Source organism: Amycolatopsis sp. NPDC026612, from assembly GCF_040638285.1.
GTDB lineage: Bacteria > Actinomycetota > Actinomycetes > Mycobacteriales > Pseudonocardiaceae > Amycolatopsis.
This window is the reverse complement of the sequence record NZ_JBEZYB010000034.1, coordinates 1-23,596: the sequence shown is the minus strand read 5'-3', so window position 1 is coordinate 23,596 and position 23,596 is coordinate 1. Positions and strand designations below refer to the sequence as shown.

25 protein-coding genes are annotated in these 23,596 nt (G+C 70.2%); 15 read left to right on the top strand and 10 right to left on the bottom strand.

What is annotated here, in order from left to right:
- The first annotated feature begins 52 nt into the window (after window positions 1-52).
- On the top strand, window positions 53-1,237 hold the full coding sequence (locus AB0F15_RS27005) for an amino acid deaminase/aldolase (protein ID WP_360275798.1): 1,185 nt from the start codon (window positions 53-55) through the stop codon (window positions 1,235-1,237).
- Between the two features lie 5 nt (window positions 1,238-1,242).
- Here the strand turns inward: AB0F15_RS27005 and AB0F15_RS27000 are convergent, their stop codons facing one another.
- Together AB0F15_RS27000 and AB0F15_RS26995 are read right to left on the bottom strand one after the other, a co-directional pair.
- Window positions 1,243-1,515 (bottom strand): hypothetical protein, encoded by a 273-nt coding sequence (locus tag AB0F15_RS27000; protein WP_360275796.1) that lies wholly within the window; start codon window positions 1,513-1,515, stop codon window positions 1,243-1,245.
- Window positions 1,516-1,638: 123 nt separating this feature from the next.
- Window positions 1,639-2,286: a TetR family transcriptional regulator gene (locus AB0F15_RS26995; RefSeq protein WP_360275793.1), complete on the bottom strand. Its 648-nt coding sequence runs from the start codon at window positions 2,284-2,286 to the stop codon at window positions 1,639-1,641.
- A 130-nt stretch (window positions 2,287-2,416) separates the two neighbouring features.
- Between AB0F15_RS26995 and AB0F15_RS26990 the strand changes: the two genes are divergently transcribed.
- Window positions 2,417-3,739 carry a GH1 family beta-glucosidase gene (locus AB0F15_RS26990; RefSeq protein ID WP_360275791.1) on the top strand — a complete coding sequence of 441 codons (1,323 nt, stop codon included), beginning with the start codon at window positions 2,417-2,419 and terminating at the stop codon, window positions 3,737-3,739.
- Window positions 3,732-5,000, top strand: a complete 1,269-nt coding sequence (locus tag AB0F15_RS26985) for an MFS transporter (RefSeq protein WP_360275789.1) — start codon at window positions 3,732-3,734, stop codon at window positions 4,998-5,000. The genes AB0F15_RS26990 and AB0F15_RS26985 overlap by 8 nt, the downstream gene beginning before the upstream one ends.
- A gap of 385 nt (window positions 5,001-5,385) precedes the next feature.
- On the opposite strand, the gene AB0F15_RS26980 is transcribed toward AB0F15_RS26985, so the two are convergent.
- Both AB0F15_RS26980 and AB0F15_RS26975 read right to left on the bottom strand, forming a co-directional pair.
- Window positions 5,386-5,802: a hypothetical protein gene (locus AB0F15_RS26980; RefSeq protein WP_360275787.1), complete on the bottom strand. Its 417-nt coding sequence runs from the start codon at window positions 5,800-5,802 to the stop codon at window positions 5,386-5,388.
- A 12-nt stretch (window positions 5,803-5,814) separates the two neighbouring features.
- Window positions 5,815-6,159, bottom strand: a complete 345-nt coding sequence (locus tag AB0F15_RS26975) for a hypothetical protein (RefSeq protein WP_360275785.1) — start codon at window positions 6,157-6,159, stop codon at window positions 5,815-5,817.
- Window positions 6,160-6,495: 336 nt separating this feature from the next.
- On the opposite strand from AB0F15_RS26975, the gene AB0F15_RS26970 reads away from it, so the two are divergent.
- Both AB0F15_RS26970 and AB0F15_RS26965 read left to right on the top strand, forming a co-directional pair.
- A complete protein-coding gene (locus AB0F15_RS26970) occupies window positions 6,496-7,881 on the top strand; it encodes a helix-turn-helix transcriptional regulator (protein WP_360275782.1) in 1,386 nt (461 codons plus the stop codon).
- Between the two features lie 31 nt (window positions 7,882-7,912).
- Window positions 7,913-8,800, top strand: a complete 888-nt coding sequence (locus AB0F15_RS26965; RefSeq protein ID WP_360275956.1) for an aminoglycoside phosphotransferase family protein — start codon at window positions 7,913-7,915, stop codon at window positions 8,798-8,800.
- 210 nt (window positions 8,801-9,010) lie between these two features.
- Here AB0F15_RS26965 and AB0F15_RS26960 read toward each other — a convergent pair whose 3' ends face one another.
- From AB0F15_RS26960 to AB0F15_RS26945, 4 genes are all read right to left on the bottom strand, one after another.
- The gene (locus AB0F15_RS26960) at window positions 9,011-10,039 is read right to left on the bottom strand and encodes a CopD family protein (protein ID WP_360275779.1); all 1,029 of its coding nucleotides are present in this window, start codon (window positions 10,037-10,039) and stop codon (window positions 9,011-9,013) included.
- A 4-nt stretch (window positions 10,040-10,043) separates the two neighbouring features.
- A complete protein-coding gene (locus tag AB0F15_RS26955) occupies window positions 10,044-10,595 on the bottom strand; it encodes a copper resistance CopC family protein (RefSeq protein WP_360275953.1) in 552 nt (183 codons plus the stop codon).
- A 102-nt stretch (window positions 10,596-10,697) separates the two neighbouring features.
- A complete protein-coding gene (locus AB0F15_RS26950; protein WP_360275776.1) occupies window positions 10,698-11,459 on the bottom strand; it encodes a YcnI family protein in 762 nt (253 codons plus the stop codon).
- Between the two features lie 75 nt (window positions 11,460-11,534).
- Window positions 11,535-12,035, bottom strand: coding sequence for a hypothetical protein (locus AB0F15_RS26945; RefSeq protein ID WP_360275950.1), 501 nt, complete (start codon window positions 12,033-12,035; stop codon window positions 11,535-11,537).
- A 292-nt stretch (window positions 12,036-12,327) separates the two neighbouring features.
- Here AB0F15_RS26945 and AB0F15_RS26940 point away from each other — a divergent pair, with 292 nt between their 5' ends.
- From AB0F15_RS26940 to AB0F15_RS26925, 4 genes are read left to right on the top strand one after another with little or no spacing between them, the layout of a single operon-like run.
- Entirely contained in the window at window positions 12,328-12,975 is a 648-nt protein-coding gene (locus AB0F15_RS26940) for an ABC transporter permease (RefSeq protein ID WP_360275774.1), read from the top strand.
- Window positions 12,968-14,134, top strand: a complete 1,167-nt coding sequence (locus AB0F15_RS26935; protein WP_360275771.1) for an ABC transporter ATP-binding protein — start codon at window positions 12,968-12,970, stop codon at window positions 14,132-14,134. The genes AB0F15_RS26940 and AB0F15_RS26935 overlap by 8 nt, the downstream gene beginning before the upstream one ends.
- Entirely contained in the window at window positions 14,131-14,910 is a 780-nt protein-coding gene (locus AB0F15_RS26930) for an ABC transporter permease (protein ID WP_360275769.1), read from the top strand. Before AB0F15_RS26935 ends, AB0F15_RS26930 begins: the two co-directional genes overlap by 4 nt.
- A complete protein-coding gene (locus AB0F15_RS26925; RefSeq protein WP_360275766.1) occupies window positions 14,907-15,875 on the top strand; it encodes a glycine betaine ABC transporter substrate-binding protein in 969 nt (322 codons plus the stop codon). Before AB0F15_RS26930 ends, AB0F15_RS26925 begins: the two co-directional genes overlap by 4 nt.
- Window positions 15,876-15,947: 72 nt before the next feature.
- On the opposite strand, the gene AB0F15_RS26920 is transcribed toward AB0F15_RS26925, so the two are convergent.
- A complete protein-coding gene (locus AB0F15_RS26920; protein ID WP_360275764.1) occupies window positions 15,948-16,409 on the bottom strand; it encodes a DUF6474 family protein in 462 nt (153 codons plus the stop codon).
- Window positions 16,410-16,499: 90 nt separating this feature from the next.
- On the opposite strand from AB0F15_RS26920, the gene AB0F15_RS26915 reads away from it, so the two are divergent.
- From AB0F15_RS26915 to AB0F15_RS26905, 3 genes are all read left to right on the top strand, one after another.
- Window positions 16,500-18,140, top strand: coding sequence for a TM0106 family RecB-like putative nuclease (locus AB0F15_RS26915; RefSeq protein WP_360275761.1), 1,641 nt, complete (start codon window positions 16,500-16,502; stop codon window positions 18,138-18,140).
- Window positions 18,141-18,222: 82 nt separating this feature from the next.
- On the top strand, window positions 18,223-18,855 hold the full coding sequence (locus tag AB0F15_RS26910) for a PadR family transcriptional regulator (RefSeq protein ID WP_360275759.1): 633 nt from the start codon (window positions 18,223-18,225) through the stop codon (window positions 18,853-18,855).
- Window positions 18,856-18,988: 133 nt separating this feature from the next.
- Window positions 18,989-19,648, top strand: a complete 660-nt coding sequence (locus tag AB0F15_RS26905; protein WP_360275756.1) for a class I SAM-dependent methyltransferase — start codon at window positions 18,989-18,991, stop codon at window positions 19,646-19,648.
- A gap of 68 nt (window positions 19,649-19,716) precedes the next feature.
- Here AB0F15_RS26905 and AB0F15_RS26900 read toward each other — a convergent pair whose 3' ends face one another.
- The gene (locus AB0F15_RS26900; RefSeq protein ID WP_360275753.1) at window positions 19,717-20,475 is read right to left on the bottom strand and encodes an SDR family NAD(P)-dependent oxidoreductase; all 759 of its coding nucleotides are present in this window, start codon (window positions 20,473-20,475) and stop codon (window positions 19,717-19,719) included.
- Window positions 20,476-20,617: 142 nt separating this feature from the next.
- Here AB0F15_RS26900 and AB0F15_RS26895 point away from each other — a divergent pair, with 142 nt between their 5' ends.
- From AB0F15_RS26895 to AB0F15_RS26885, 3 genes are all read left to right on the top strand, one after another.
- The gene (locus AB0F15_RS26895) at window positions 20,618-21,922 is read left to right on the top strand and encodes a UDP-glucose/GDP-mannose dehydrogenase family protein (RefSeq protein WP_360275750.1); all 1,305 of its coding nucleotides are present in this window, start codon (window positions 20,618-20,620) and stop codon (window positions 21,920-21,922) included.
- Window positions 21,923-22,045: 123 nt separating this feature from the next.
- Entirely contained in the window at window positions 22,046-22,438 is a 393-nt protein-coding gene (locus tag AB0F15_RS26890; RefSeq protein ID WP_360275747.1) for a VOC family protein, read from the top strand.
- A gap of 45 nt (window positions 22,439-22,483) precedes the next feature.
- On the top strand, window positions 22,484-23,596 hold a 1,113-nt coding region (locus AB0F15_RS26885; protein ID WP_360275744.1), incomplete at its 3' end, for a gamma-glutamyltransferase.

Below are 23,596 nucleotides of genomic sequence, written 5' to 3'. Positions count from 1 at the left end.
AGTAAGTGAATACTATTCGCGTTTCAAGCCTTCGTGTCGTACTTTAGACCTCGTGACCAGTGCGACGGTGTACGACTTGGCGACCAAGGACCTCGATCCGCCCTTGGCCGTGGTCGACTTGGCCGCGTTCGACGCGAACGCCGCCGACCTCCGGCGCCGAGCGGCGGGCAAGCCGCTCCGCGTCGTCAGCAAGTCGGTGCGCTGCCGCGCGCTGCTGGAACGCGTGCTCGCGATGCCGGGATTCGAAGGCCTGATGTGCTACTCGCTCGCCGAAGCGATCTGGCACGCCGAGCAAGGCACGACCGATGACATCGTCGTCGCCTACCCCACGGCCGACCACGAAGCCCTCCGCCGGCTGGCCGCGTCGGACCGCGCCCGCTCGTCGATCACGATCATGGTGGATTCCACCGAGCACCTGGACCTGGTCGACGCCGCCCTCGGCCACGGCCACCCGGAGGTGCGGGTGTGCCTGGAGCTGGACGCGTCGTGGCGCCCCCTGCCGGGAATCCACGTCGGCACCCGGCGCTCCCCGCTGTTCACCCCGAAGCAGGCATCGGCGTTCGCCCGCGAGGTCGTCGCCCGGCCGGGCTTCCGCCTGGTGGGCGTGATGGCGTACGAAGGCCAGATCGCCGGCCTCGGCGACGCGGCAGGCCGCCGCTTGAACCAGGCACTGGTCGGCTGGATGCAGCGCCGGTCGGCGGCCGAGCTGGCCCGCCGTCGCGGCGAAGTGGTCCGCGCGGTCCAGGCGGTGACGCAGCTGGAGTTCGTCAACGGTGGCGGCACGGGCAGCGTCGAGTCGACGGGTGCGGACGCGGTGGTCACGGAGATCGCGGCCGGTTCGGGCCTGATCGGCCCCACGCTGTTCGACGGCTACACGCGCTTCAAGCCCCGCCCGGCGGCGTTGTTCGCGCTGCCGGTCGTCCGGCGCCCGACCCGCAAGATCGCCACGCTGTTCTCGGGCGGGTACATCGCCTCGGGGCCGACGGGACCGTCCCGCCAGCCCAAGCCGTACCTGCCGGAGGGCTTGAAGTTCCTCGGCTTCGAGGGAGCGGGAGAGGTCCAGACCCCGGTCACCGGCCGGGCGGCGCGCACTCTCAAGCTGGGCGACCGCGTGTGGCTGCGCCACGCGAAGGCGGGCGAGCTGGCGGAGCGGTTCACGCACTACCACCTGCTGCTGGGCGACCGGGTGGAACGAACGGTCCCGACGTACCGGGGCGAGCACCAGAACTTCGGCTGACCGAGTCAGGCGTCGAGTTCCGCTTGGCGGCGCGCGAGGTAGGTGGGCCAGTCAGCGCGTGCCGCGATGACGTCGTCGATCGAGAGCTTGACGACCGCGCACCCGCTGAGCGAGCACGCCCGGGGAGAACTCGCGTCGATCAGCGAGATGCCCCCGATCTCGTCGCCGTCATCGACGTAGGTGCACAGCACGGGGTGGAAAGAGCAGTCCTCGTAGATGTCACCGGGCCCGATTTCCCCGGGCCCCTGGTCGGCAGTGCTGCGCCGCTCGGCCCTCACGCGCGCGCCCACCCTCCCTGGGGGAACCCCCGCTTCCAGTCTATCGGCCCCCACTGACAACCCGGCTCGGAACCACGACGTTGTCCACAGGCAGGCACAGCTGTGGACAACTTCTGTGGACAGTTACGAGCGCTCCCCGAACCGAGCCGCCAGATACCCCTTCACCACGTACTTCGCCTCGGCGACGAACTTCTCGTCGCCGCTGGGCTCCTTCCGGAACGCCAGCTTCAACAGCGCGTCCGCGACCTCGTTGGCGATCGTGATGGCGAACCGAAGGTCCTCGACCGGTCGATCGACCTGCTTGGCCACCAGGTCCGTCAGCGAATCGACGATCACCGCGTTGTTGTCGCGCGTCTCGTCCAGCAGCTGGCGGTCGATGATGTCGCCGAAGTGGACCTTCGAAAAGCCCGGGACCGTGCGGTGCATCTCCAGGTAGATGTCGAGGATCGAGTCGACGACGTCCCACCAGTGCTCCGGCCCCAGCTGCGTCAGCCGCTCGTTCACCGCCCCCACGAAGCGTTCGAGGTTGCGGGCCGTGAGCGCTTGCACGACCGCGCGCTTGTCCGGGAAGAACTGGTACAGCGAACCTACGGCGACGCCCGCTCGTTTGGCGATCAAGGTCGTCGTCAGCGCGTCGTAACCGAGCTCGTCGATCAACGCCGCGCTCGCGTCGAGCATCTGCTCGACCCGCTTCGCGCTGCGTTGCTGAACCGGTTGACGGCGTAAGGGGGTGGCTTCTGCCGGCACCTTCGCGGCCTGGATGTCGGACACGGCACTCCTCCTCGTCTGATCTGGGACTTTATCGTGCCGACGGGCTTCCCCACGGACGAGTGAAGACCTAGTATATGAGAACTTTTCATGTTCACCCGTAGGGGTGGCCAGACGAAGGGGTCAGCAGCCAGTGCAGAACCCGATCTTCCCGTCCGACTTCCTCTGGGGTGTTTCGACATCGGCGTTCCAGATCGAAGGTGCCACCAGCGAAGGTGGGCGCGGACCGTCCATCTGGGACACTTTCACCGCGACCGAGGGCAAGATCGCCCGCGGTGAACAAGCAAACGTAGCCGCCGACCACTACCACCGCTACCCCGAAGACATTGCGCTGATGGGGGAGCTCGGTGTCGGTGCCTACCGGATGTCCATCGCGTGGCCCCGCATCCAGCCCGACGGCAAGGGCGCGCCCAACCCCGAAGGGCTCGGCTTCTACGACAAGCTCATCGACGCCGTCTGCGAAGCGGGCATCGCGCCCGCCGTCACGCTCTACCACTGGGACACCCCGCAGGCCGTCGAGGACGAAGGCGGCTGGCTCTCCCGCAGCACCGCTGAGCGCTTCGCCGAATACGCCCGGATCATCGGTGACCGCTTCGCCGACCGGGTGAAACTGTGGATTCCGATCAACGAGCCCATGGTCACGTCGATCTTCGGCTACGGGATCGGTGAGTACGCGCCCGGCAAGACGCTCCTGCTCGACGCCATTCCCACCGCGCACCACCAGAACCTGGCGCACGGCCTCGCCGTCCAGGCCCTGCGCGCGGCCGGCGCCACCACCGTCGGCACCGCCAACAACCACTCGCCGATCTGGCCCGCTGCCGACACCCCGGCGGACGAAGCGGCCGCCGAGTGGCTCGACGCGCTCCTCAACCGGCTCTACGCCGACCCCGTGCTGCTCGGCAGCTATCCGGAGCAGCTTCACCAGCACCTCCCCGCCGGGTTCGCCGACGACCTGCCGACCATCGCGCAGCCCCTCGACTTCTACGGCGTCAACTACTACGAGCCGCAGGGGGTGGCGGCGCCCGGCCCGGGGAACCCGCTGCCGTTCGAACTCCGCGACGTCGAGGGCTACCCGATGACGACGAACGCCTCGCCGATCGTCCCGCACGCCCTGCGCGAGCTGCTGCTCGACTTCCACCACCGCTACCGCGACAAGCTGCCGCCGATCCAGATCACCGAGAACGGCTGCAGCTTCGCCGACGAAGTCGCCGAAGACGGCGGTGTCCACGACCCCGAACGCATCGACTTCCTGCACAGCCACCTCGTCGCGCTCCGCGAGGCGATGGACGCCGGTGTCGACGTCCGTGGTTACTTCTGCTGGTCCCTGATGGACAATTTCGAGTGGTCCAAGGGTTACGCGCCACGCTTCGGCCTGGTGCACATCGACTACGAGACCCTGCGGCGGACGCCGAAGGACTCGTTCCACTGGTACCGGAAGCTGGTGCGGAATGAGTAGTGAGACGACCGAGGCCACCGGCGTGCCGGAAGCTCTCGCCGAGCCGGTCGCGCGGGTGCGGCCGGGCTGGATGAGCCTGCTGTTCTTCGCGAACATCGCGCTGTGGCTGGGCGTCTACGCGCCGATCCAGGTGCTGCTGCCGAAGCAGTCCGAACTGCTCGACCAGGTGAACAAGGAGTTCGTGCTCAGCCTGGTGATGGGCGTCGGCGCGGCCGTGGCGCTGGTCGTCAACCCGACGGTCGGGCTGCTGTCGGACCGGACGTGCTCGCGGTTCGGACGTCGCCACCCGTGGACGGTGATCGGCGCGGCGGTCGCGGCCGTCGGGCTGCTGGTGCTGGCGTTCGCGCCGAACGTCGCCCTGATGGTCGTCGGCTGGTGCCTCGTCCAGGCCGGGTTGAACGGGATGCTCGCGACGCTGATGTCCGCCATCGCCGACCGCGTCCCGGTCGGCCAGCGGGCCCAGGTCGGCGGCCTGGTCGGCATCGCGCAGATGCTCGGCACGGTGGCGGGGGCGATCGTGGTCGTCACCGTGGCCGACCTCGCCGGGCTGCCGCTCGCCTACGCGGTCTGCGCCGGGATCGTCGTGGCCGGCGCCGCGTTCTTCGTCCTCCGCACGCCGGACGCGCGTCTGCCGGTGGAGTTCCGGCCGTCGTCCAAAGCCGGTGAGGTGGTCCGCAACCTCTGGGTCTCGCCGCGGCGGTTCCCGGACTTCGCGTGGGCGTGGTCGTGCCACTTCATGATCAACCTCGGCAACGCGTTCGGGACGCTGTACCTCTGGTTCTTCCTCAAGGACTCGGTGCACTACCCGGACCCGGACACCGGGCTGATCATCATGATGGCGTTGTACGGCGTCGCGCTCGTGGTCGGCGCGCTGCTGGCAGGGCACTTCTCCGACAAGTCCGGACGCCGCAAGCCGTACGTCCTGCTGGCGTCCGGGGTGATGGCCGCGGCCGCGTTGCTGCTGGTCATCTGGCAGAGCTGGCCGGTCGCGCTCGCCGCGTCGCCGCTGCTGGGCATCGGGTTCGGGGCGTACATGGCGGTCGCGCTGGCGATGCTGACGCAGGTGCTCCCGACGGCGCAGGACCGCGCGAAGGACCTCGGCGTCATCAACATCGCGAATTCACTGCCGCAGGTGCTGGCCCCGCTGGTGACGCCGCTGGTGCTCACGTACCTCGGCGGGTACTCGGGACTGTTCGCGGCCTCAGCGGTCGCGACACTCCTGGCCGCGGTGCTGGTGCTGCGCGTCAAGGCCGTCCGCTAGCCCGACATACGGGAAGGCCCCCGTGAGGAACCTGGAGTTCCTCTCGGGGGCCTTCCCGTATTCGGACGTGGAACCGCGGGCCGGTGCCGGTCGGGGGAGGGGAGTGCAACGGCACCGGCCCGCGGAATTCAGGGCCGCTCAAGGCGGTTCACGAGCGCGATCACCTGCATGATCGTCGCTGGGTGTGGTGATCAATCTAGCGGGCGATTACCGCCTGGGCTAGGGCTAACGCGGATTTTTTTCGATTAATCGCGGTGGGGCCGGGGTGTTGGCCGAGGACTGGTTCGCGCTGCTCGGGGGTGCGGGCGAAACAGTCCTCGGCCGCGGCGAGTGCAGAGCGGGTCCGATGGGGCGATCGGTCGGCCGCGCTCGCCGGTCCAGGGGGTCAGGCCGTGACCGCTCGGCGCGGATTCACCAGCGCGTGGCGCCCGGTGGTCTCGGCCGGGGTGGGCGGCGTGGGGTGCGTCGGGACGGGGCTCTTGCGGCGGCCCTGCAGCCGGCTGTCCACGGTGGACTGCTGCTGCGGGGCCAGCCCGCCGGCCACCAGGTGTTCGTGGGCGACCTGCCAGACCGAGCACGGCGCCTTGCAGCGGTGCCACCGGGTCGAACAGGTCGGGCAGTCACCGCGCTCGTCGGGCTCGTGCATCTTCAGCATCGCGCGCCACGCCTCGGTCAACCGGGGCAGTTCGGAGCGCGCGACCGAGACGAGCGACTGGGCGTCGGCGCGGTTCGCCAGGTCGGTCAGCATGTCGAGGCGCTCCCAGACCGCATTGCGGAGGACCTGCCCGAGTACCTGATCCATGTCAGCTCACCGTTACCTTTCCGCCATCTTGGCGGCTTCGTTGAGCGCGGCGCGCAGCTGGCCGAGCTGGCCGGACGTCAGCCGCGCGGTCTCACCGGGAGGTGAGACCAGTACCACCTGGTTGTCCTCGACGAACACCGTCACCGCCCGCTCGCGGCTGATGAGGTCGCCGCACTGCACCCGCCACACGAGCTGACCGCCCTCGTAGTGGCGGACGCTCGCGGTGCGGGGGTCCACCGCCGCGGCGGGGGTGACGGGGCGGACGGCGGAGACGGGAGAGACCGTTGCGACCGCCGGCCGCATGGCGCGGGTGGCCGTGCCGGCATGTCCCCCTGCGAACGAGTCCACGAACTCCACGCCCTTCTCCGCTCTGTCGGAAGTCTTCGAAGATGCTTCTGCACCGTCGCACCGGGTACGTCGCCGCGTCCGGGACAACACTGCGGGTTTTCGTAGCTCTCCGTGATCGCTACCGGTGTCCGGGCGGTGACGGAGATCTGACAACTACAGTGAGGTGAAACCGAGGGCGATAGAAGGTGGAATCGGCGTCATAGCGGTGACTGGACTCGGTTCCACGGTAAGCGGTCAGCGAACTTCGGCCGGACCGATCAGGGCGTCAGTCCGGCTGTTCCCACGGTTCCGCAGGTTTGCCTACGCTGGTTCACAGACGCCCGACCGGACAGTGGAGGGGGCGCAATGGACGCCAGTAACGGTGGCAGTGCCGAAGCCCGGCAGAGCCACGCAGTTCCCGCTGACGCGTGGGAGCAGCCGGAGATGAGGACGGCTCTCGCGTCACGCGAGATCAGCGCCGTCTACCGGCTCCTGCGCAAGCACGGTGTCTCGCAGCGCCAGATCGCCGCGATGACCGGCCAATCCCAGTCCGAGGTGTCGGAGATCCTCAAGGGTCGCCAGGTCATGGCCTACGACGTGCTCACGAGGATCGCCGATGGCCTGGGCGTCCCCCGTGGATACATGGGTCTCGCCTACGACGAGGCCACGGCGATACGGGTCGTCGGCTCCGCCGACGGCCAGCAGGCTGAGGAGGACGAGTCCGTGAAGCGACGGAGGTTCCTCGCGCACGCCGCCCAGGTCACGATGGGTGCGGCGGTGTTCGGTCCGGAGTCGGGCACGTGGGCGGCCGGACCGGCCAGGACGCCGGCGCCCGGCCGCATCGGCATGACCGACGTGCGCCAGGTCGAAGCCGCGACTCGCGCGCTCCGGGCCCTGGACTACCAGTACGGCGGCGGGTTCTGCCGCGACGCCGTCGTGGCGCAGCTGTCCTGGGGCCAGCAGATGCTCGAGGCGCACGGCACCGACCTGGTGAAGAACCGGCTGTACGTCGCGCTCGCCGACCTCCACTCGCTGGCCGGCTGGACCTCCTTCGACACCGGCCTGATGGACTCCGCCCGCGGCCACTTCGCGAACGCGCTGGACCTGGCCAAGCAGGGCGAAAACCACCCGCTCGTGGCCAACGTGCTCTACCGCATGGGCCGCGTCTACCTGCACCAGGACGCCCCGAACGACGCGCTGAAGCTGTTCCAGCTCGGCCAGATCGCCGCCCAGGAAAGCGGTTCCGAACTGGCCGTCTCCGTGCTGTGCGCGAACGAGGCGTGGGCCTACGCGATGATGGGCAACGAAGAGCAGGCGGTGAAGCTGCTCGGCCGGAGCAAGGACGAGTTCGAGCGCGCCAACCTGGCCGAAGCCGAGTCGTGGGTCAAGTTCTTCACCGAAACCGACGTCTACGCCATGGTCGGCACCGTCCACACGGTCCTCGCGCAGAAGAACGCCGAGCACACCAAGTACGCGATCCCCGCGCTGACCAGGGCCGTCGAGTCCTATGACGACGAAATGGCCCGCTCCAAGACCTTCATGCTCAGCGCGCTCGCCACCAACCACCTGCTGGACGGCGACCTCGACCACGGCTCCAAGGTCGGCGGCAAGGCCATCGACTGCGCCGAGGGCATCAAGTCCGAGCGGGTCAAGGACCGGATGCGGCCTCTCCAGCAGGAGGCCGAGCGCCGCCGCAACAACGTCGACGCCCGTGACCTCGCCGATCGCCTCCACGCTTTCTACGCCGCATAGTCCCGGCGGCAGTGGGGACACCGGGACCGTCTTGGCCGGCCGGTTCACCGCCGGGAAGCTGCGCGGCGTGCTGGCCGCGACCTGCGCGCAGCTGGATCTCGACCCCACCGGCGCGCGGCTGCTGCGGTTCACCAACAACGCGGTGTACGCGCTGGTCACCGCCCCTTTCGTGATCCGGATCGTCGGCTCGACGCAGCTGCGGCACCGCGTCGGCACCGTCGTGCGCGTGGCCCGGCACTTCGAAAGCCACGGCGTCCCGGCGATCCGGCTGCTCGGCGACGTCGAGCAGCCGCTGGAAGTCGGCGGGCACCTGGTGACCGTGTGGCACCAGGTGCCGAGCATCGGCAGGCCGGCGACGCCCGCCGACCTGGCCCGGCTGCTGCGCCAGGTGCACGCGCTGCCCGCGCCGCCCGGCCTCGCCGAGTGGGCGCCGTTCGCCGCCGTGCGGGCCAGGGTGTCCGACGCCGAGGAGATCAGCGATGCCGACCGGGAATTCCTGCTCGACCGCTGTGCCGAGCTCGAAGCCGCACTGGCCGAACTGGAGTTTCCGCTGCCCAGAGGCCTGGTCCACGGCGACGCGTACCCCGGCAACGTCATCCCCGGCCCCGACGGGCCGGTGCTCTGCGACTTCGATTCGTCGTGCGTGGGCCCCCCGGAATGGGACCTGACGCCGCTGGCCGTCGGCCGCGAGCGGTTCGGTGACCCGCCGGTGGGCTACCGGACGTTCGCCGCGGCGTACGGCTTCGACGTGACGTCGTGGCCCGGGTTCGCCGTCCTCCGCGGGATCCGTGAGCTGAAGCTGACGACAAGCGTGCTGCCGATCCTGCGCAGCCGGCCGCAGGTGCGGCCGGAGCTGTACCGGCGTCTGGACGACTTCCGGAACGGGCGGACCGACACCCGGTGGACGCGTTACCGCTGACCCTGATCTGTCACTTGGTGTGATCGAGACCACAATCTGCACGTGCATTCGACGGCCGCGAATGACCGTTCGTCGCATCCGAAAGGCGGCCCGCTCTGGGTAGAAAGTTCAGCCCGACCGGTCACCCCCAATGGATCACCAGTCATCCCAATGCGCAAGTTGCAGCTACTGGCGGTCACTGCACCGGGGTCTACCTGCGGGGACGGCGGTTCAGGAGGCGACGACCGGCGCCCGCGTCAGCACGACGGCGAACCCGAAGGCCAGTCCCATGACGGTCAGCTCGAGCGTCGCCCAGGCGGCGAGCGCCGTGCGGTCGTGCCGGACGACCCTCGGCAGCAGGCGCCAGCGAACATTTGCCCCGAGCAGGGCGATCACGCCGGTGCACGCGGCCTTCAGGATGAGCAGCTGCCCGTACGGCGTCGTGAAGATCGCCGCCCAGAACCCGATGGTGGGGTTGAGCGAGATTTCGATCAGGCCGTTGAACAGGCCGGTCGCCGCGGAGAGGACCAGGCAGAGCGTCGCGAGCTTCGAGAACCGGGGCAGCGCGTGCGCCAGCAGCGTCCGGTTCGCGACGAGGAGCACGGTCATCGCGCCCAGGCCGCCGGTCCAGGCGACGGCGCTCATCACGTGCAGCTCCATCGAAATCATCGTGTAGTCGTGGTAGCTCCAGTTCGACGCGTGCCCGGTGACCGGCAGCGGCAGCAGCGCGAACAGGCCGAGCCCGACGCGGACTTCGGCGGGCACCTTCTCGCCGAAGCGCAGCGCCAGTGCGCCGATGCCGGCGTGGCCGAGGGCGAGTGCGGCGACGATGACGAGCGCCTTGCCGGCGCCGACGGCCGCGATGTACTGGCCGATGTCGCGCGGCGACAGCGTCGACGAACCGGGCTTGAATTCCGCGGTCTGCAGGATCAGCGCGACCACCGCCGCGGTGGCCCAGACCAGCGCGGCCGCGACCCCGGCCGGCCGGGCCAGCCGCATGATCGGCTCGGTGAGCTTCGGCCGGTCGTACCCGACGAGCACGGACAGCAGCGCCAGTCCGATCGTGGTGACCGCGGCGAGGTCGAGCAGAACCCGGACGACCGGGATGCCTGCCGAGACCACCGCGCCGGGCTGCACCACGCCGGGGACCGGGGTGGTGGCGGTGAGCGCGACGCCGATGAGGGCGCCCAGCAGGCCCGCCGTCACGACGCAGAGCAGCGTCGAATAGCGGGGTTTCGCGGTGGTCTCGGCCTGGGTCATCGCCTTAGTTCTTCTCGTCGACGGCCTTGCCGCCCGCGCGCAGGGCCACGGTCAGCCCGATCGCCAGCAGCACGACCGCGCCGGCGATCCAGACCCAGATCGGTACCCCGCTCGACGCCGGTTGCGAGGACGCCTGCCCGGTGCTGCCCGGTGACCTCGCCGCGTCGACGGTCGCCGGTGTGCCGGTGCCCGCGGTCGTCACGGTGAAGGTGAGCTCACCGGTCACCGGGTGGCCGTCCGCGGACAGCACCCGGTACCCGATGGTGTACTTCCCGGCCGGCCCGAGCGGCCGCAGGGGCGCGCTGATGACGTTGTTCACCACACTGATCGGTCCCTCGGCCCACTGGCCGCCGCCGGGTCCGGTCACCGCGATCTGGTTGACGTCCGCGCCCTGCACGTACTGGTCGAAGGTCAGGCTGATCGTCGGCGGGCCGGCGGCGACGGACGAGCCGTTCGCCGGGTCCGAGGAGATCAGCACGTTGTGGGCCAGCGCCGGGGTGGCCGTGCCGAGCACGGCCACCCCGGTCAACGCCAGCGCGACGAGCGCCTTACCAATCCGGCCGAAAGCAGGCGGACGCGGTCCGCGGCCGGTCCGCGCCAGGCGAGGGTTTCCGCCGTGACTGCCGGTCGGATTGGTAACGATAGGCACACCGCGCATCTAGCTGTTGCCTCCCGACTTGGCCGTGGCCTTGCGGGCCCGGATGGTCGCGCCGGCCCCGACACCGAGGCCGATGGCGCCGACGAGCAGGCCGGCCCCGCCGAGCCAGCGGGCCGTGCTGTCCGACGTGTTCGCCGCGGCTTCAGTGTGCTCCCCGGTGGTGGCCGCCATGCCCGGGGCCATCCCGGCGTGGTCGCCGTCGCCCTCGGCCTTGGCGGCCAGCTTGACGGCCGGCGCCGGGTGCTCCGGCTCCTCGCCACCCGGCGGCGTCGCCTGGTTCCAGTCGACGACCTTGCCGTCGCTGTAGGTCTGGTGCGCGGGGAACTCGACCTCGTCCACATTGGTCGGCAGCGGGCCGAAGCTCACCGAGAACTCCTGGTAGTCGGTGGCCTTCAGCTCGTTGCCCGGCTGCGCGGTCCAGGTCACCGCCGTGACGGCTTCGGTGATCTGCGTGCCGTTGTCCTTGGTGATCGGGGTGGGCAGCTTGGACTTGGTCACCTCGGCGGTCCAGCCGGGCAGCGGCTTGGTCCGCACGCTGCCGATGCCGTAGTCGGCCTTGAAGTCGACGGCCACCTTGGTGGTCATGGTGTTCGGCTCCTCGCTCGGCACGCGGAACACGATCGCCGCGTAGCCGCCCTTCGTGGGCTGCGGGCCGTAGACGTTGGCGGTGACGTGCGCGGAGGCGACGCCCGCGCCGAGAAGACCGGCGACACCGACGGCGGCGGCGAGGAAACCGGCGCGCTTGAAGACGTGCTGGGACATGGGTTCACTCCTGATGAACTCAAGAACAAGGGACGGCTCGGTTCGGGGACCGGCCGGTTCGGGGACGAGCTGGGTTCAGGAGTGCACGGGTGGGCCACGCCGCCCGCGGATCCGGCGCAGGTCGACGCCGACGAGGTGGTCCGGACCGCCCAGGCGGGCCGGGATGAGCGCGGGAGCCGCGGACGGCACCGGCAGCGGCGTCAGCAGCCGCGGCAGGATCGCGCGCAGCACGGCCAGCACGGTGAGCAGCATCGTGTCCGCGCGGGCGAGCAGGAGCGCGGTGAGCACGGTCGCGACGGCGTGCGCGGCGATCATGCCGGGCCCGGTGCTGCCGGACTGCGCGGCCAGGTCGTGCATGTGGTGGTCGGCGAGGGTGGTGAGCAGCAGGTGCATCACCAGCTGGGCGACCCCGAGCAGGGCGACCGTGGCCAGCGCCCCGCGGGCCTTGCGGGCGAGCGCGGTCGCGGTCCAGCCGAAGAGACTGGTGAGCAGCACCGTCATCGCCGGGTCCGGCAGCCCGCCGTCGGCGAACCGGTGCGCGGTCACGGAAAGTACCGCAGCACTCACGGCGAGCAACACGCCACGGGTAGCACCCAGCACGGCGGGACGCCGTGCCGGATCGCTCATGCGGAGCAGCCTAAGGGATCTGCTCGGCCGTGAACGTGTGATCTCGTCGAGTGAGCACACACCGAGTTCACGGCCCGCGCCACGCCGTGGTTCAGCCCAGTTGTTGCCGATCACGGCCGGGTGGGCCACGGTGGGCCGAAGACGGGGGTTTGGGCGGCTCGTGCGGTGGGTACTGAGCCGTCGGTCAGGAACTAGCCCATTCGGGTGAAGGCCTGTACGAAGGGCGGGAGAGCGAACACGGATGAACCTCTTCGACTACATCTCCGACCGCGCGAGCAAGCTGTGGCTGGAGGCCTACCTGCACACCAGCATGGTGGTGCAGTGCACCATCATCGCCGCGGTCCTCGGCGTGCTGATCGGGGTCGCGGTGTACCGCAGCCCGATCGGCTCGGCGGTGGCCACCGCGCTGGCGAGCACGATCCTGACGGTGCCGTCGTTCGCCCTCCTGGGCCTGCTGATCCCGATCTCAGGGCTCGGTCCGACGACGGCCGTGATCGCGCTGGTGCTCTACGGCCTGCTGCCGATCGTCCGGAACACCATCGTCGGGCTCGACGGCGTCGACCCGGCGATCACCGACGCCGCCCGCGGCATCGGGATGAGCCGCTTCGGCGTGCTCACCCGGGTCGAGCTGCGGCTCGCGTGGCCGGCGATCCTCACCGGCATGCGGGTGGCCACCCAGATGCTGATGGGCATCGCGGTGATCGCCGCCTACGCGAAGGGGCCCGGCTTCGGCGCCGAGGTCTTCTCCGGGCTCACGAACGCGGGGAGCACGAACTCCCTCAACCAAGCCGTCACCGGCACGGTCGGGGTCGTCATCCTCGCCCTGCTCCTCGACGGCGTCTACGTCCTGATCAAGCGCTTCACCATCTCTAGGGGTGTCCGTGGCTGAGAACGAGGAAGTCTCCGGCGTCGAGATCGAGCTGGAGCACGTGAGCAAGCGGTACCCCGGCACCCGCGAGCCCGCGGTCGACGACTTCTCGATGGTCGTCCCCGCGGGCAAGATCGTGGTCTTCGTCGGTCCCTCCGGCTGCGGCAAGACGACCACGATGCGGATGATCAACCGGCTCATCGAGCCGTCGTCGGGCCGGATCACCATCGGCGGTGAGGACGCGCTGAAGCTCGACGTCGACACCCTGCGCCGCCGGATCGGCTACGCCATCCAGCAGGCCGGGCTGTTCCCGCACTTCACCGTCGCGCAGAACATCGCGGTGGTGCCGGGCCTGCTCGGCTGGGACAAGAAGAAGGTCAACGACCGGGTCGAGGAGATGATGGACCTGGTCGGCCTCGACCCGGCCGACTTCCGCGACCGCTTCCCGCGCCAGCTCTCCGGCGGGCAGCAGCAGCGCGTCGGCGTCGCGCGGGCGCTGGCCGCGGACCCGCCGGTGCTGCTGATGGACGAGCCGTTCGGCGCGGTCGACCCGATCACCCGCGGCAACCTGCAGGACGAGCTGCTGCGGCTGCAGACCGAGCTGCAGAAGACGATCGTGTTCGTCACGCACGACTTCGACGAGGCCGTGAAGCTGGGCGACAAGATCGCGGTGCTCGGCAACCAGTCGTCGATCCTGCAGTACGACACCCCCGAAGCGATCCTGGCGAATCCGGCCAACGACACGGTCGCCGGGTTCGTCGGCGCGGGCGCGTCGCTGAAGCAGCTGACCCTGCTGCGGGTCCGCGACGTCGAGCTCCAGCAGGACGCGCTGACGGCGACGGTGACCGACGACCCGGCCGACGTCCGCACGAAGCTCGACGAGCAGCGCAAGCACTTCGCGCTGGTGCTCGACCAGCGCCGCCGGCCGATCCGCTGGGTGCACGCCCGCGAGCTCGCGGCGGCGACGTCGCTGACCTCCGTCGGCAAGCCGCTGCGCGACATCGTCAGCCTGCAGTCGACGCTGCAGGACGCGCTCGAGGCGATGCTCGCCGAAGGCGGCTCGGTGCCGGTCACCGGCGCGCGCGGCGAGTACGCGGGCACCATCCAGCTGGACACCGTGATCGCGACCATCCAGCAGCTGCGCGACGAGCACACGAACGGTGAAGAGGTGCCCGCATGACGGTGGCCGTCGATACCGGCTTCAGCACCGAGTCCGGCTCGAAACGCGCGGAACGCGTCCGGCTGTTCGCCCAGCCCGTCGTGGTGCTGGTGATCGTCGCGGTGACGCTGGTGTCGGTGTTCTCCAGCAGCCTGAGCGCGACGGAGAAGGAGACGCTCAACGCGTCGTCGCTGCTCACGGCGCTGTGGGACCACCTGCTGATGACACTCGTGGTGACGGCCATCGTCGTGCTGGTCGCGGTGCCGGTCGGGGTGATCGTGACGCGGCCGTGGGCCCGGTTCCTGGCCCCGGTCTTCCTCGCCATCGCGAACATCGGCCAGGCCGCGCCCGCGCTGGGCGTGCTGGTGCTGTGGTTCATCGTCACCGGCGCCACCGGCGGGATCTGGGTGGCGGCGCTGCCGCTGGCCTTCTACTCCCTGCTGCCGGTGCTGCGGAACACGATGGTCGGCATCCAGCAGGTCGACCCGGCGTTGATCGACGCGGGCCGCGGCATCGGGATGTCGGCGACCGCGGTGCTCTGGCGGGTCGAGCTCCCGCTGGCCGTCCCGCTGATCCTGGCCGGCCTGCGCACGGCGCTGGTACTGGCGGTCGGCACGGCGACGTTCGGCATGTTCGTCAACGCCGGCGGTTTCGGGCTGCTCATCGACACCGGCTACAAGCTGAACCTGACCCCGGTGCTGGTCACCGGCTCGGTGCTGGCCGTCGCGCTGGCGCTGCTGGTGGACTGGCTGGGCGCGGTCGCCGAACAGTACTTCGGGCCGAAGGGGCTGCGATGAAACTCCACCGGTTCACCGCGGCGTTCGCCGCGGCCCTGTTGTGCGGCACGCTCTCGGCGTGCGGGCTGACGGTCAACCAGGCCGTGCCGTACGACATCCACCCGGGCTCGATCCAGCCGATCCCGTCCCTGCAGGGACTGAAGGTGACGGTGGGGTCGAAGGACTTCACCGAGAACATCATCCTGGCGTACATGGCCGAGATGGCGTTGACGGCGGCGGGCGCGGACGTGGTCGACCTGTCCGACATCAAGGGCTCCAACTCGTCGCGCCAGGCGCTGCTGTCCGGGCAGACCGACGTCACGTGGGAGTACACGGGCACGGGCTGGATCAACTACCAGGGCAACGAGCTCCCCGTCCCCGGCGGCGAAAAGGCCCAGTACGAGGCCACGGCCAAGGCGGACGCGGAGAAGTTCGGCGTCACGTGGCTGAACTATTCGCCGCTGAACGACCAGTACGCGTTCGCGGTCACGGAGGAGTACGGCGCGAAGAACAACCTGAAGACGACGTCCGATCTGGCGGCCTTCATCAAGCAGAAGCCGGATCAGGCGGTGTTCTGCCTGGAGACGGAGTTCACCAGCCGCCAGGACGGTTTCCCGGCAGCGGTCAAGGCCTACGGCTTCCAGAAGCCGACGGTGAAGAACTTCGGCATCGGCACGATCTATTCGGCGGTGGCGAGCGGAACCTGCCCGGTGGGCGAGGTCTTCACCACCGACGGCCGCATTTCGGGCTTGAACCTGCGGGTACTGGAGGACGACAAGAAAGCGTTCCCGCAGTACAACGCGGTGGCGACGCTGCGCACGGAGTGGCTGAACCAGCACCCGGAGGTCCGCGGCCCCCTCGAGAAGATCAGCGCGGCGATCGACAACGAGCAGATGGTGCAGCTCTGCAAGCAGGTCGACGTCGACGGCCAGGACGCGGGCAAGGTCGCCCACGACTGGATGGTCAAGAAGGGCTTCATCAAGTAGCCCGCGGGGGGCGCCCCCCGTTCTCGACACTACCGGCCGGCACCGACAGTTTCGTGGTGCCGGCCGGTAGTGTCAGATCCCCAGCCGGTGCAGCAGCTGCCCTTCGAGCCGCTCCAGCTCCCCGGCCACCGCCCGGTGCGCCGGCTTCCGGCGGACCGCCGGCATCCGCTCCGCGGCCCGGACCGTCGCCGACAGCTGCTCCAACGTCCCCAGGGAGTCCTTCACGAATTCCGTGTCCGCCTTGGAAGCCTTCTCCGACTTCTGCAGGTCGCGGCAGCCCTCGGCCAAGCCCGCGATCCGGGCGTGCAGGGCCGCGCCGCGGCCGGTGTACTCGCCCAGCCGGTCGATCGAGACTCCCAGCTTGCGCGCCTGGTAGCGGTCGTACGCCTCCCGGGCGACCCCCGCGGCGCGCACCGCGAACGGCGCCACCACCGGAATCACCGCCGGGCCGAGCACCTTCGCCACCGCGAGCGCGTTCTTCGCCCTTTTTGGGGTGAACCTGGCATCACCCTCGACCTTGGCCTTGCGCGCCATGGCACCTCCTGCGACGTGTCGAGGTCGAACTTACTGGTCGCCCGGGTGGCGGGCATGTCGGCTCGGCGGTGGGAATCTAGAGTGATCTCCATGAACACCGAGGTGGTACTCGACGCGGGCGCGGTCAGCCGCTGCCGCCGGCGCGTGCACCTCGAACACGATCCCACCATGCGCGAGGTGCCGCTTTCGCCGCCCGACCCCACGGCGCAGCAGCGGATCGACGACGCCACCGCCCACCGCGAGGACATCGTCGCCCGGCTGATGGCGGCCAACCCGGACCACTGGGTGAAGATCGGCCGTGACCTGCCCGCCCACGAGCGTGTCGAGCAGACGCTCCAGGCCTTCGCCGCCGAAGCGCGCTACGTCTGGGGTGCGCTGCTGCCGGTCGACGCGGCCGGGCACCGGCGTGGCGGCACCGATCTGCTCGTCCGCACCGGCCGCGGCTACGTCCCGGTGCTCGTCGTGCGCCACCGCATCACCGACCGTGGCACCGGGGCGATCGTCACCGGGATGACGGACCTGGACCCGGCGCACCGGAAGGCGGACGAGGGCCGCAAGGTCCGGTCGCAGCCGCGTGACCAGCTCCGGCTCGTGCACATCCGCCGCATGCTGCAGACACTCGGGCAGGCCGACGAGAGCCTCGCCCTCGGCGGCGTGATCGGCCTCGACGCCGACGTCGTCGTCTGGCACGACCTCACGGCGGGCACCTGGCCCGGCGGGCGCAACGCGCTCACCGAGTACCAGGTCCGGTTCGCCGACCGGCTCGCCATCGCCACCGCGGCCGCGAACGGCGAGGAGCCCCTCGCGGAGCCGTCGCGCGTGCTGGAGTGCCGTCGCTGCCCGTGGTGGCCGACGTGCGAAGTCGTGCTCACCGAAACCCGCGACGTCAGCCTCGTCGTCCGCGGCGAGGACGCCGTCGAGCTGCGCCGCGCCGGCGTGTCCACTGTGGACAAGCTGGCGGAACTCGACCCGGCGGGCGAGCCGCCGGCGGTGAACTGGACGGGCATCACCTTCCCGGACGCCGTCGTCCTCGCCAGGGCCTGGCTGGCCGATCTCACCCTCGTGCGCCGGGTCGACCGGGTCGAAGTGCCGCGCGGCGACGTCGAGGTCGACGTCGACATGGAGAGCTTCGGCGACGCCGGTGCGTACCTCTGGGGGTGCCTGCTCAGCGGCGCCGACATCGGCATCCCGCAGGGCTATCGCGCCTTCGCGACGTGGGACCCGCTGCCCACCGGCGACGAGGCCCGGTCCTTCGCCGAGTTCTGGGCCTGGCTCACCGACGTCCGCGAGCGCACCGAAGCGGCGGGCCTGACCTTCCGCGCCTACTGCTACAACGCGCTCGCCGAGAACCGCTGGCTCTTCGGCTCCGTGGAGCGCTTCGGCGACCACCCCGGCGTGCCGTCGAAGAAGGACATCCAGTCCTTTGTGGACTCCGACCAGTGGGTGGACCTCTTCCGCAGCGTCACCGACCAGTTCCTGTGCTCCCACGGCAAGGGGCTGAAGGTGATCGCGCCGGTGGCGGGCTTCTCCTGGCGTGACCCCGAGGCGGGCGGCGAGGCGTCGATGCGCTGGTACCGCGACGCCGTGGGCATGGACGGCGAAACGCCGGACGACGACCAGCGCGAGCGGCTGCTGCGCTACAACGAGGACGACGTCCTGGCGACGCGGGCGCTGCGCGGGTGGATCGACGCGCGGGCGCAGGCCGAAGTCCCGTACATGTTCGACCTCTGAGTTGTTCATCGGCCGAGACACTTGCCGGCTGACGCGTCCTCGGTGATACTCGTCTGCGAATACTCGTGGACGAGGAGCAGTGATGAAGCGGCGGAAGGTCGGCAACATGCTCGGCCTGGCTGTGCTGTCCGCGGTGCTGGACCGTCCTCGCCACCCGTACGAGATGGCGGCCGTGCTCAAGGAGCGCGGCAAGGACGCCGACATGCCGATCAAGTGGGGTTCGCTCTACACCGTCGTCGCGAACCTCGAAAAGCACGGCTTCCTCGAGGCTGTCGAAAGCCGCAAGGACGGCGGACGGCCCGAGCGGACCGTCTACGGGATCACCTCGGCCGGCCGCGAGGAACTCGAAGACTGGGTCCGCGAGCTGGTCGGCACGGTGGAGAAGGAACCTCCGCGGTTCCAGGCCGGGCTGTCGATGGTCGGCGTCCTCGGCCCGGACCAGACGATCGCCCTGCTCCGGCAGCGGATCGAGCAGCTCACCGAACGCATCGAGGCCCAGCGGGCGATGCTCGAGCAGCTGCGGCCGCTGCTGCCGCGGCTGTTCCTCGTCGAGGTCGAGTACGACCTCGCGATGACCGAGGCCGAGGAGCGCTGGACGCACGCCTTCCTCGGCGAACTGACCAGTGGCGCCGTGCCCGGGATCGACGCGTGGCGGCGCTACCACGAGACCGGCGAGATCCCCGACGACGTGGGGGAGCTCCTGGAAGAGGAATAGCACGGACCCCGGGAGGTGCTGGCACACCGCCCGGGGTCCTCGACCCCGAACCGAGCACGCCCGGTCACGAGGTGGCACCGCAAGGATAACCGGGTGCGCTCTTCGGTTCGGCTCAACCGAAGAGGAGAGATCCATGGAGACGACCCGCAAGCACAAAGTGCCCGAAATGGAGGGCTTCCAGGCCCGCTGGTACGCCAAGAACCGGGGTACCGAAGCCCAGCTCGCGCAGTACCGGCGGCAGGCGGCCGAGGTCACCGCGGGCCTGGCGGACGGCGCCGAGATCCTCGAGGTGGCGCCCGGCCCCGGCTTCTTCGCCGTCGAGCTCGCGAAGCGCGGCTACCGCGTCACCGGGCTCGACATCAGTCACACGATGGTGGAGATCGCCCTCGAAGAGGCACGCAAAGCCGGGGTGGACGTCGGCTTCCGGCAGGGGGACGTGACGCAGGCGCCGTTCGCGGCCGAGTCGTTCGACTTCGTGATCTGCCAGGCCGCGTTCAAGAACTTCCGGCAGCCGGTGACCGCGCTGAACGAGATGCACCGGGTGCTGCGGCCCGGCGGGTTCGCGGTGATCCACGACCTCAACCACGAGGCCACCGGCGCGGACATCGACCGCGAGGTCGCCGGGATGAAGGTCGGCGTGGTGAGCGGCTTCACCGTGCGGCAGACGCTGTCGTGGCTGCGGCGCCGCGCGTTCACGCCCGCGCAGTTCGAGGCGCTGGCCGCGGAAAGCGCGTTCGGCGGCTGCTCGGTCACCGTCGACGGCCTCGGCCTGGAGGTCCGCCTCACCCGCTGAACCGTAGCTTTCACGTGAAAGCTACGACCTGGGGGCGGCACTTTCACGTGAAAGTGCCGCCCTCGGCGTCAGCGCGGGGCCATCCGCAGCGAGCCGTCCATCCGGACGACCTCGCCGTTCAGGTAGTCGTGGTCGATCAGCGACAGCGCGAGCTGCGCGTACTCGTCCGGGCGCGCGAGCCGCTTCGGGAACGGGACGCCGGCGGCGAGCGACGCGCGGAAGTCGTCGCCCACGGTGGCGAGCATCGGGGTGTCGACGATGCCGGGCGCGATGGTCAGCACGCGGATGCCGTGCGAGGCCAGATCCCGCGCAGCCGGCAACGTCATGCCGACGACGCCGCCCTTGGACGACGAGTAGGCGACCTGCCCGATCTGACCGTCGAAGGCCGCGATGGAGGCGGTGTTGATGATGACGCCGCGGGCGTCGTCCTCGAGGGGCTCGGTCTTGGCGATCGCCTCGGCCGCGATGGTCAGCACGTTGAACGTGCCGACGAGGTTGATCTGGATGACCTTCGCGTACAGCGCGAGGTCGTGGCGGCCCTTCTTGGACAGGATCCGCGCGGACGGCCCGATGCCGGCGCAGTTCACCACGGTCCGCAGCGGCACGCCGGCGCCCGAAGCGGTCGCGACCGCGGACTCGACCTGCTCGACGTCGGTGACGTCGGCCTCGACGTAGGTGACGCCGTCGATCTGCTCGGCCTTCTCGATCGACGCCGCCAGGTCGAGCGCGAACACCCGCGCGCCCTTGGCCGCGAGCGCCTTCGCCGTGGCCCCGCCGAGGCCGGACGCGCCTCCGGTGACCAGCGCCGCGGTGTCGGTGATCTGCATCTGTGCGGTTCCCTTCGTCCTCCGATTCGCCGACTCAGGTTAACGCTCGTTCGCACGCGCGGTTCGTGTCTTCGCTCACCGCTTCCGGGCCCGACCGGTTCCGTTAGCGCGGTGGCCAACTCCGGCTGTCACCTTCAGCGGCATGACGCCAGCTCGGATCGTGGTGGTAGGGACCGGTTACGTCGGCTTGACCACGGGGGCCTGCCTGGCCAGTCTGGGGCATTGCGTCACCTGCGTGGACGTCGACCGCGCGAAGGTGTCCCGGCTGCGCGCGGGCCGCGTCGACATCCTCGAACCGGGGCTGGCCGACCTGGTCGCTCGCGGGATCGCGAGCGGGCGCCTCCAGTTCGTCGTCGGCGCGCGGGACGCGGTTCGCCACGCGCAGGCGGTGTTCCTCTGCGTGCCGACGCCGATGGGCGCCGGCGGCTCCGCGGACCTGCGGGCGGTCGAGGCGGTGACGGCCGAGATCGGTGACGTCCTGCCCGCCGGTTGTGCGCTGGTCACCAAGTCGACCGTGCCGGTCGGGACGTCGAAGCGGATCCGGGAGCTGGTCGGCCGGGCCGACGTGCCGGTGGTGTCGAACCCCGAGTTCCTCCGCGAAGGCACCGCGGTCGCGGACTTCCTGGGCCCCGACCGGATCGTCGTCGGCTCGGACGACCTCGCCGCCGCGCGCCGGGTCGGCGAGCTGTACGCCGGACTCGACGCGCCGGTCGTCATCGCCGACGCGGCGAGCGCCGAGCTGGTGAAGTACGCCGCGAACTGCTACCTCGCGCTGAAGCTGTCCTACGTCAACTCGATCGCCGAGCTGTGCGAACGGCTGGGTGCGGACATCGACCTGGTCACCGAGGGCATGGGCCACGACCGGCGCATCGGGCGGACGTTCCTCAAGCCCGGCCCCGGCTGGGGCGGTTCCTGCCTGCCGAAGGACACCAGCGCGCTGGTCAAGGTGGCCGAGTCGGTGAACTACGACTTCACCATGCTGACCTCCGCCATCGACGAGAACCTCGCCCAGCGCGACCGGATCGTCGCGAAGATCGCCGGCGCGGTCGGCGGGACGCTGGCCGGTGCCCGGATCGGCGTGCTGGGCCTGGCGTTCAAGGCGGGCACCAACGACCTGCGCGACTCGCCCGCGCTCGCCGTCTCGTCGGTGTTGTGCGCGCTGGGCGCCGAGCTGGTCGCCTACGACCCCGCCGTCGACGGCGAGCTCTCCGGGATGACCGTCGTCGACGACGCCTACCAGGTCGCGAAGGACGCGGACGCCGTCGTCGTGCTGACCGAGTGGGCCGAGTTCAAGCACCTCGACTGGGCGGCGATGGCCGAGCTCATGGAGGGCACCGACGTCGTCGACACGCGCAACCTGCTCGATCCGCGGGTGATCGTCGACGCCGGGCTGTCCTGGCAGGGCGTCGGACGGCCGCGGGCGGCGGCACGAATCAAGGTTTCTTGAGTGCTCGATCTTGGTTAGGCTGGCCGCACGGCATCGCGTGTCGGTCACCGGCTGGGTGAGGCATGGAGGTGGCGGGAGTGCCCTGGAGGCATTTCAACCGTGTCAGTATCCGTATCCGTTGAATTGAACCACCTGATCGTCCCGTCCCGGAACAACCGGGAATCCGCCGAATTCCTGGCGAACCTGCTCGGCCTCGAAGTCGGGGAGGAATGGGGTCCGTTCATTCCCGTCGAGGTGCGCAACGGCGTCCGGCTGGACTTCGCCACCATCCCCGAAGAGGACCTCCGCCTGCAGCACTACTGCTTTCTGATCCCGGAAGACGACTTCGACGCCGTCTTCGCGCGGCTCGTCGAAACCGGCGTGACCTACCACGCCGACCCGATGGGGAAGCAGGTCGGCGAAATCAACCACAACCACGGCGGCCGTGGCGTCTATTTCCTCGATCCCGGCGGGAACGGGATGGAAATCATCACGCAGCCGTACGAGCCGGACCGGCGGCGGCCCACGTCCTGGTAAACGCTGTCTGGTGCCAGTTCCTTAGCAATGCGTACTATCGGGACCATGTTCACGACGAGGCCGGAGCTGGCCGGCACCTTCGGGATGGTGGCATCGACCCACTGGCTGGCTTCGGCCACCGGGATGGCGGTGCTGGAAGACGGCGGCAACGCGTTCGACGCAGCGGTCGCCGCCGGCTTCGTCCTGCAGGTCGCCGAACCGCACCTGTGCGGCCCGGCGGGCCAGGTACCCGGCCTCTTCGTGACGGCGGACGACCCGACCCCGCGGGCACTGGCCGGCCAAGGCCCGGCGCCCGCGGGGGCCACGCCGGCACACTTCGCCTCGCTGGGGCTGGACCTGATCCCGGGCAGCGGCCTGCTCCCGGCGACCGTCCCCGGCGCCTGGGACGGCTGGCTCCTGCTGCTTCGCGACTACGGCACGAAGCCGCTTCGCGAAGTCCTGAAGTACGCGATCGGCTACGCGCGCAACGGCGTGCCGCTGGTGTCGCGGGTCACCGACACGATCCGCGCCGTCTCGAGCCTGTTCGTCGAGCACTGGCCGACGTCGGCGGCGCTCTGGATGCCGGACGGCCGGCCCGCGTCCGGCCTGCACCGGAACCCGGCGCTGGCCGACACGTGGGAGCGGCTGCTGCGCGAGGCGGAGTCGGTCCCGGGTCGCGAAGCGCAGATCGACGCGGGACGTCGTGCCTGGTCTCAGGGCTTCGTCGCCGAGGCGATCGACGAGTTCAGCCGTCGCGCGTTCCGTGACGATTCGGGCCGCGACCACGCGGGCCTGCTGACCGGCGACGATCTGGCGTCGTGGTCGGCGTCGTACGAAGAGCCGGCGTTCGCGGACGTCGGCGACTGGCGCCTGGTCAAGCTGGGCGGCTGGACGCAGGGCCCGGCGCTGCTCCAGCAGGCGCTGCTGCTGCACGGCTTCCGCGACGAGCTGTCCTATGTGGACGGAGTACCGTCGGAGCGCACGGTGCACTTGGCGACCGAAGCGGCGAAGCTGGCGTTCGCGGACCGAGAGGCCTGGTACGGCGACACCGACGTGCCCCTGGACGTGCTGTTGTCGCCGTCGTACACCGACGCCCGGCGCGCGTTGATCACCGACACGGCGTCGCCCGCGCCCCCGCCGGCGGCCGGCCGCCGGCCCCCCCCCCCCCCCCCCCCGCCC

Bases quoted from the DNA above. Each gene is read 5' to 3' on its own strand.
- AB0F15_RS26985 (WP_360275789.1), top strand. From the start codon at position 3,732: ATGAGTAGTGAGACGACCGAGGCCACCGGCGTGCCGGAAGCTCTCGCC.
- AB0F15_RS26980 (WP_360275787.1), bottom strand. From the start codon at position 5,802: ATGGATCAGGTACTCGGGCAGGTCCTCCGCAATGCGGTCTGGGAGCGC.
- AB0F15_RS26970 (WP_360275782.1), top strand. From the start codon at position 6,496: ATGGACGCCAGTAACGGTGGCAGTGCCGAAGCCCGGCAGAGCCACGCA.
- AB0F15_RS26960 (WP_360275779.1), bottom strand. From the start codon at position 10,039: ATGACCCAGGCCGAGACCACCGCGAAACCCCGCTATTCGACGCTGCTC.
- AB0F15_RS26950 (WP_360275776.1), bottom strand. From the start codon at position 11,459: ATGTCCCAGCACGTCTTCAAGCGCGCCGGTTTCCTCGCCGCCGCCGTC.
- AB0F15_RS26940 (WP_360275774.1), top strand. From the start codon at position 12,328: ATGAACCTCTTCGACTACATCTCCGACCGCGCGAGCAAGCTGTGGCTG.
- AB0F15_RS26930 (WP_360275769.1), top strand. From the start codon at position 14,131: ATGACGGTGGCCGTCGATACCGGCTTCAGCACCGAGTCCGGCTCGAAA.
- AB0F15_RS26925 (WP_360275766.1), top strand. From the start codon at position 14,907: ATGAAACTCCACCGGTTCACCGCGGCGTTCGCCGCGGCCCTGTTGTGC.
- AB0F15_RS26920 (WP_360275764.1), bottom strand. From the start codon at position 16,409: ATGGCGCGCAAGGCCAAGGTCGAGGGTGATGCCAGGTTCACCCCAAAA.
- AB0F15_RS26915 (WP_360275761.1), top strand. From the start codon at position 16,500: ATGAACACCGAGGTGGTACTCGACGCGGGCGCGGTCAGCCGCTGCCGC.
- AB0F15_RS26910 (WP_360275759.1), top strand. From the start codon at position 18,223: ATGAAGCGGCGGAAGGTCGGCAACATGCTCGGCCTGGCTGTGCTGTCC.
- AB0F15_RS26905 (WP_360275756.1), top strand. From the start codon at position 18,989: ATGGAGACGACCCGCAAGCACAAAGTGCCCGAAATGGAGGGCTTCCAG.
- AB0F15_RS26900 (WP_360275753.1), bottom strand. From the start codon at position 20,475: ATGCAGATCACCGACACCGCGGCGCTGGTCACCGGAGGCGCGTCCGGC.
- AB0F15_RS26895 (WP_360275750.1), top strand. From the start codon at position 20,618: ATGACGCCAGCTCGGATCGTGGTGGTAGGGACCGGTTACGTCGGCTTG.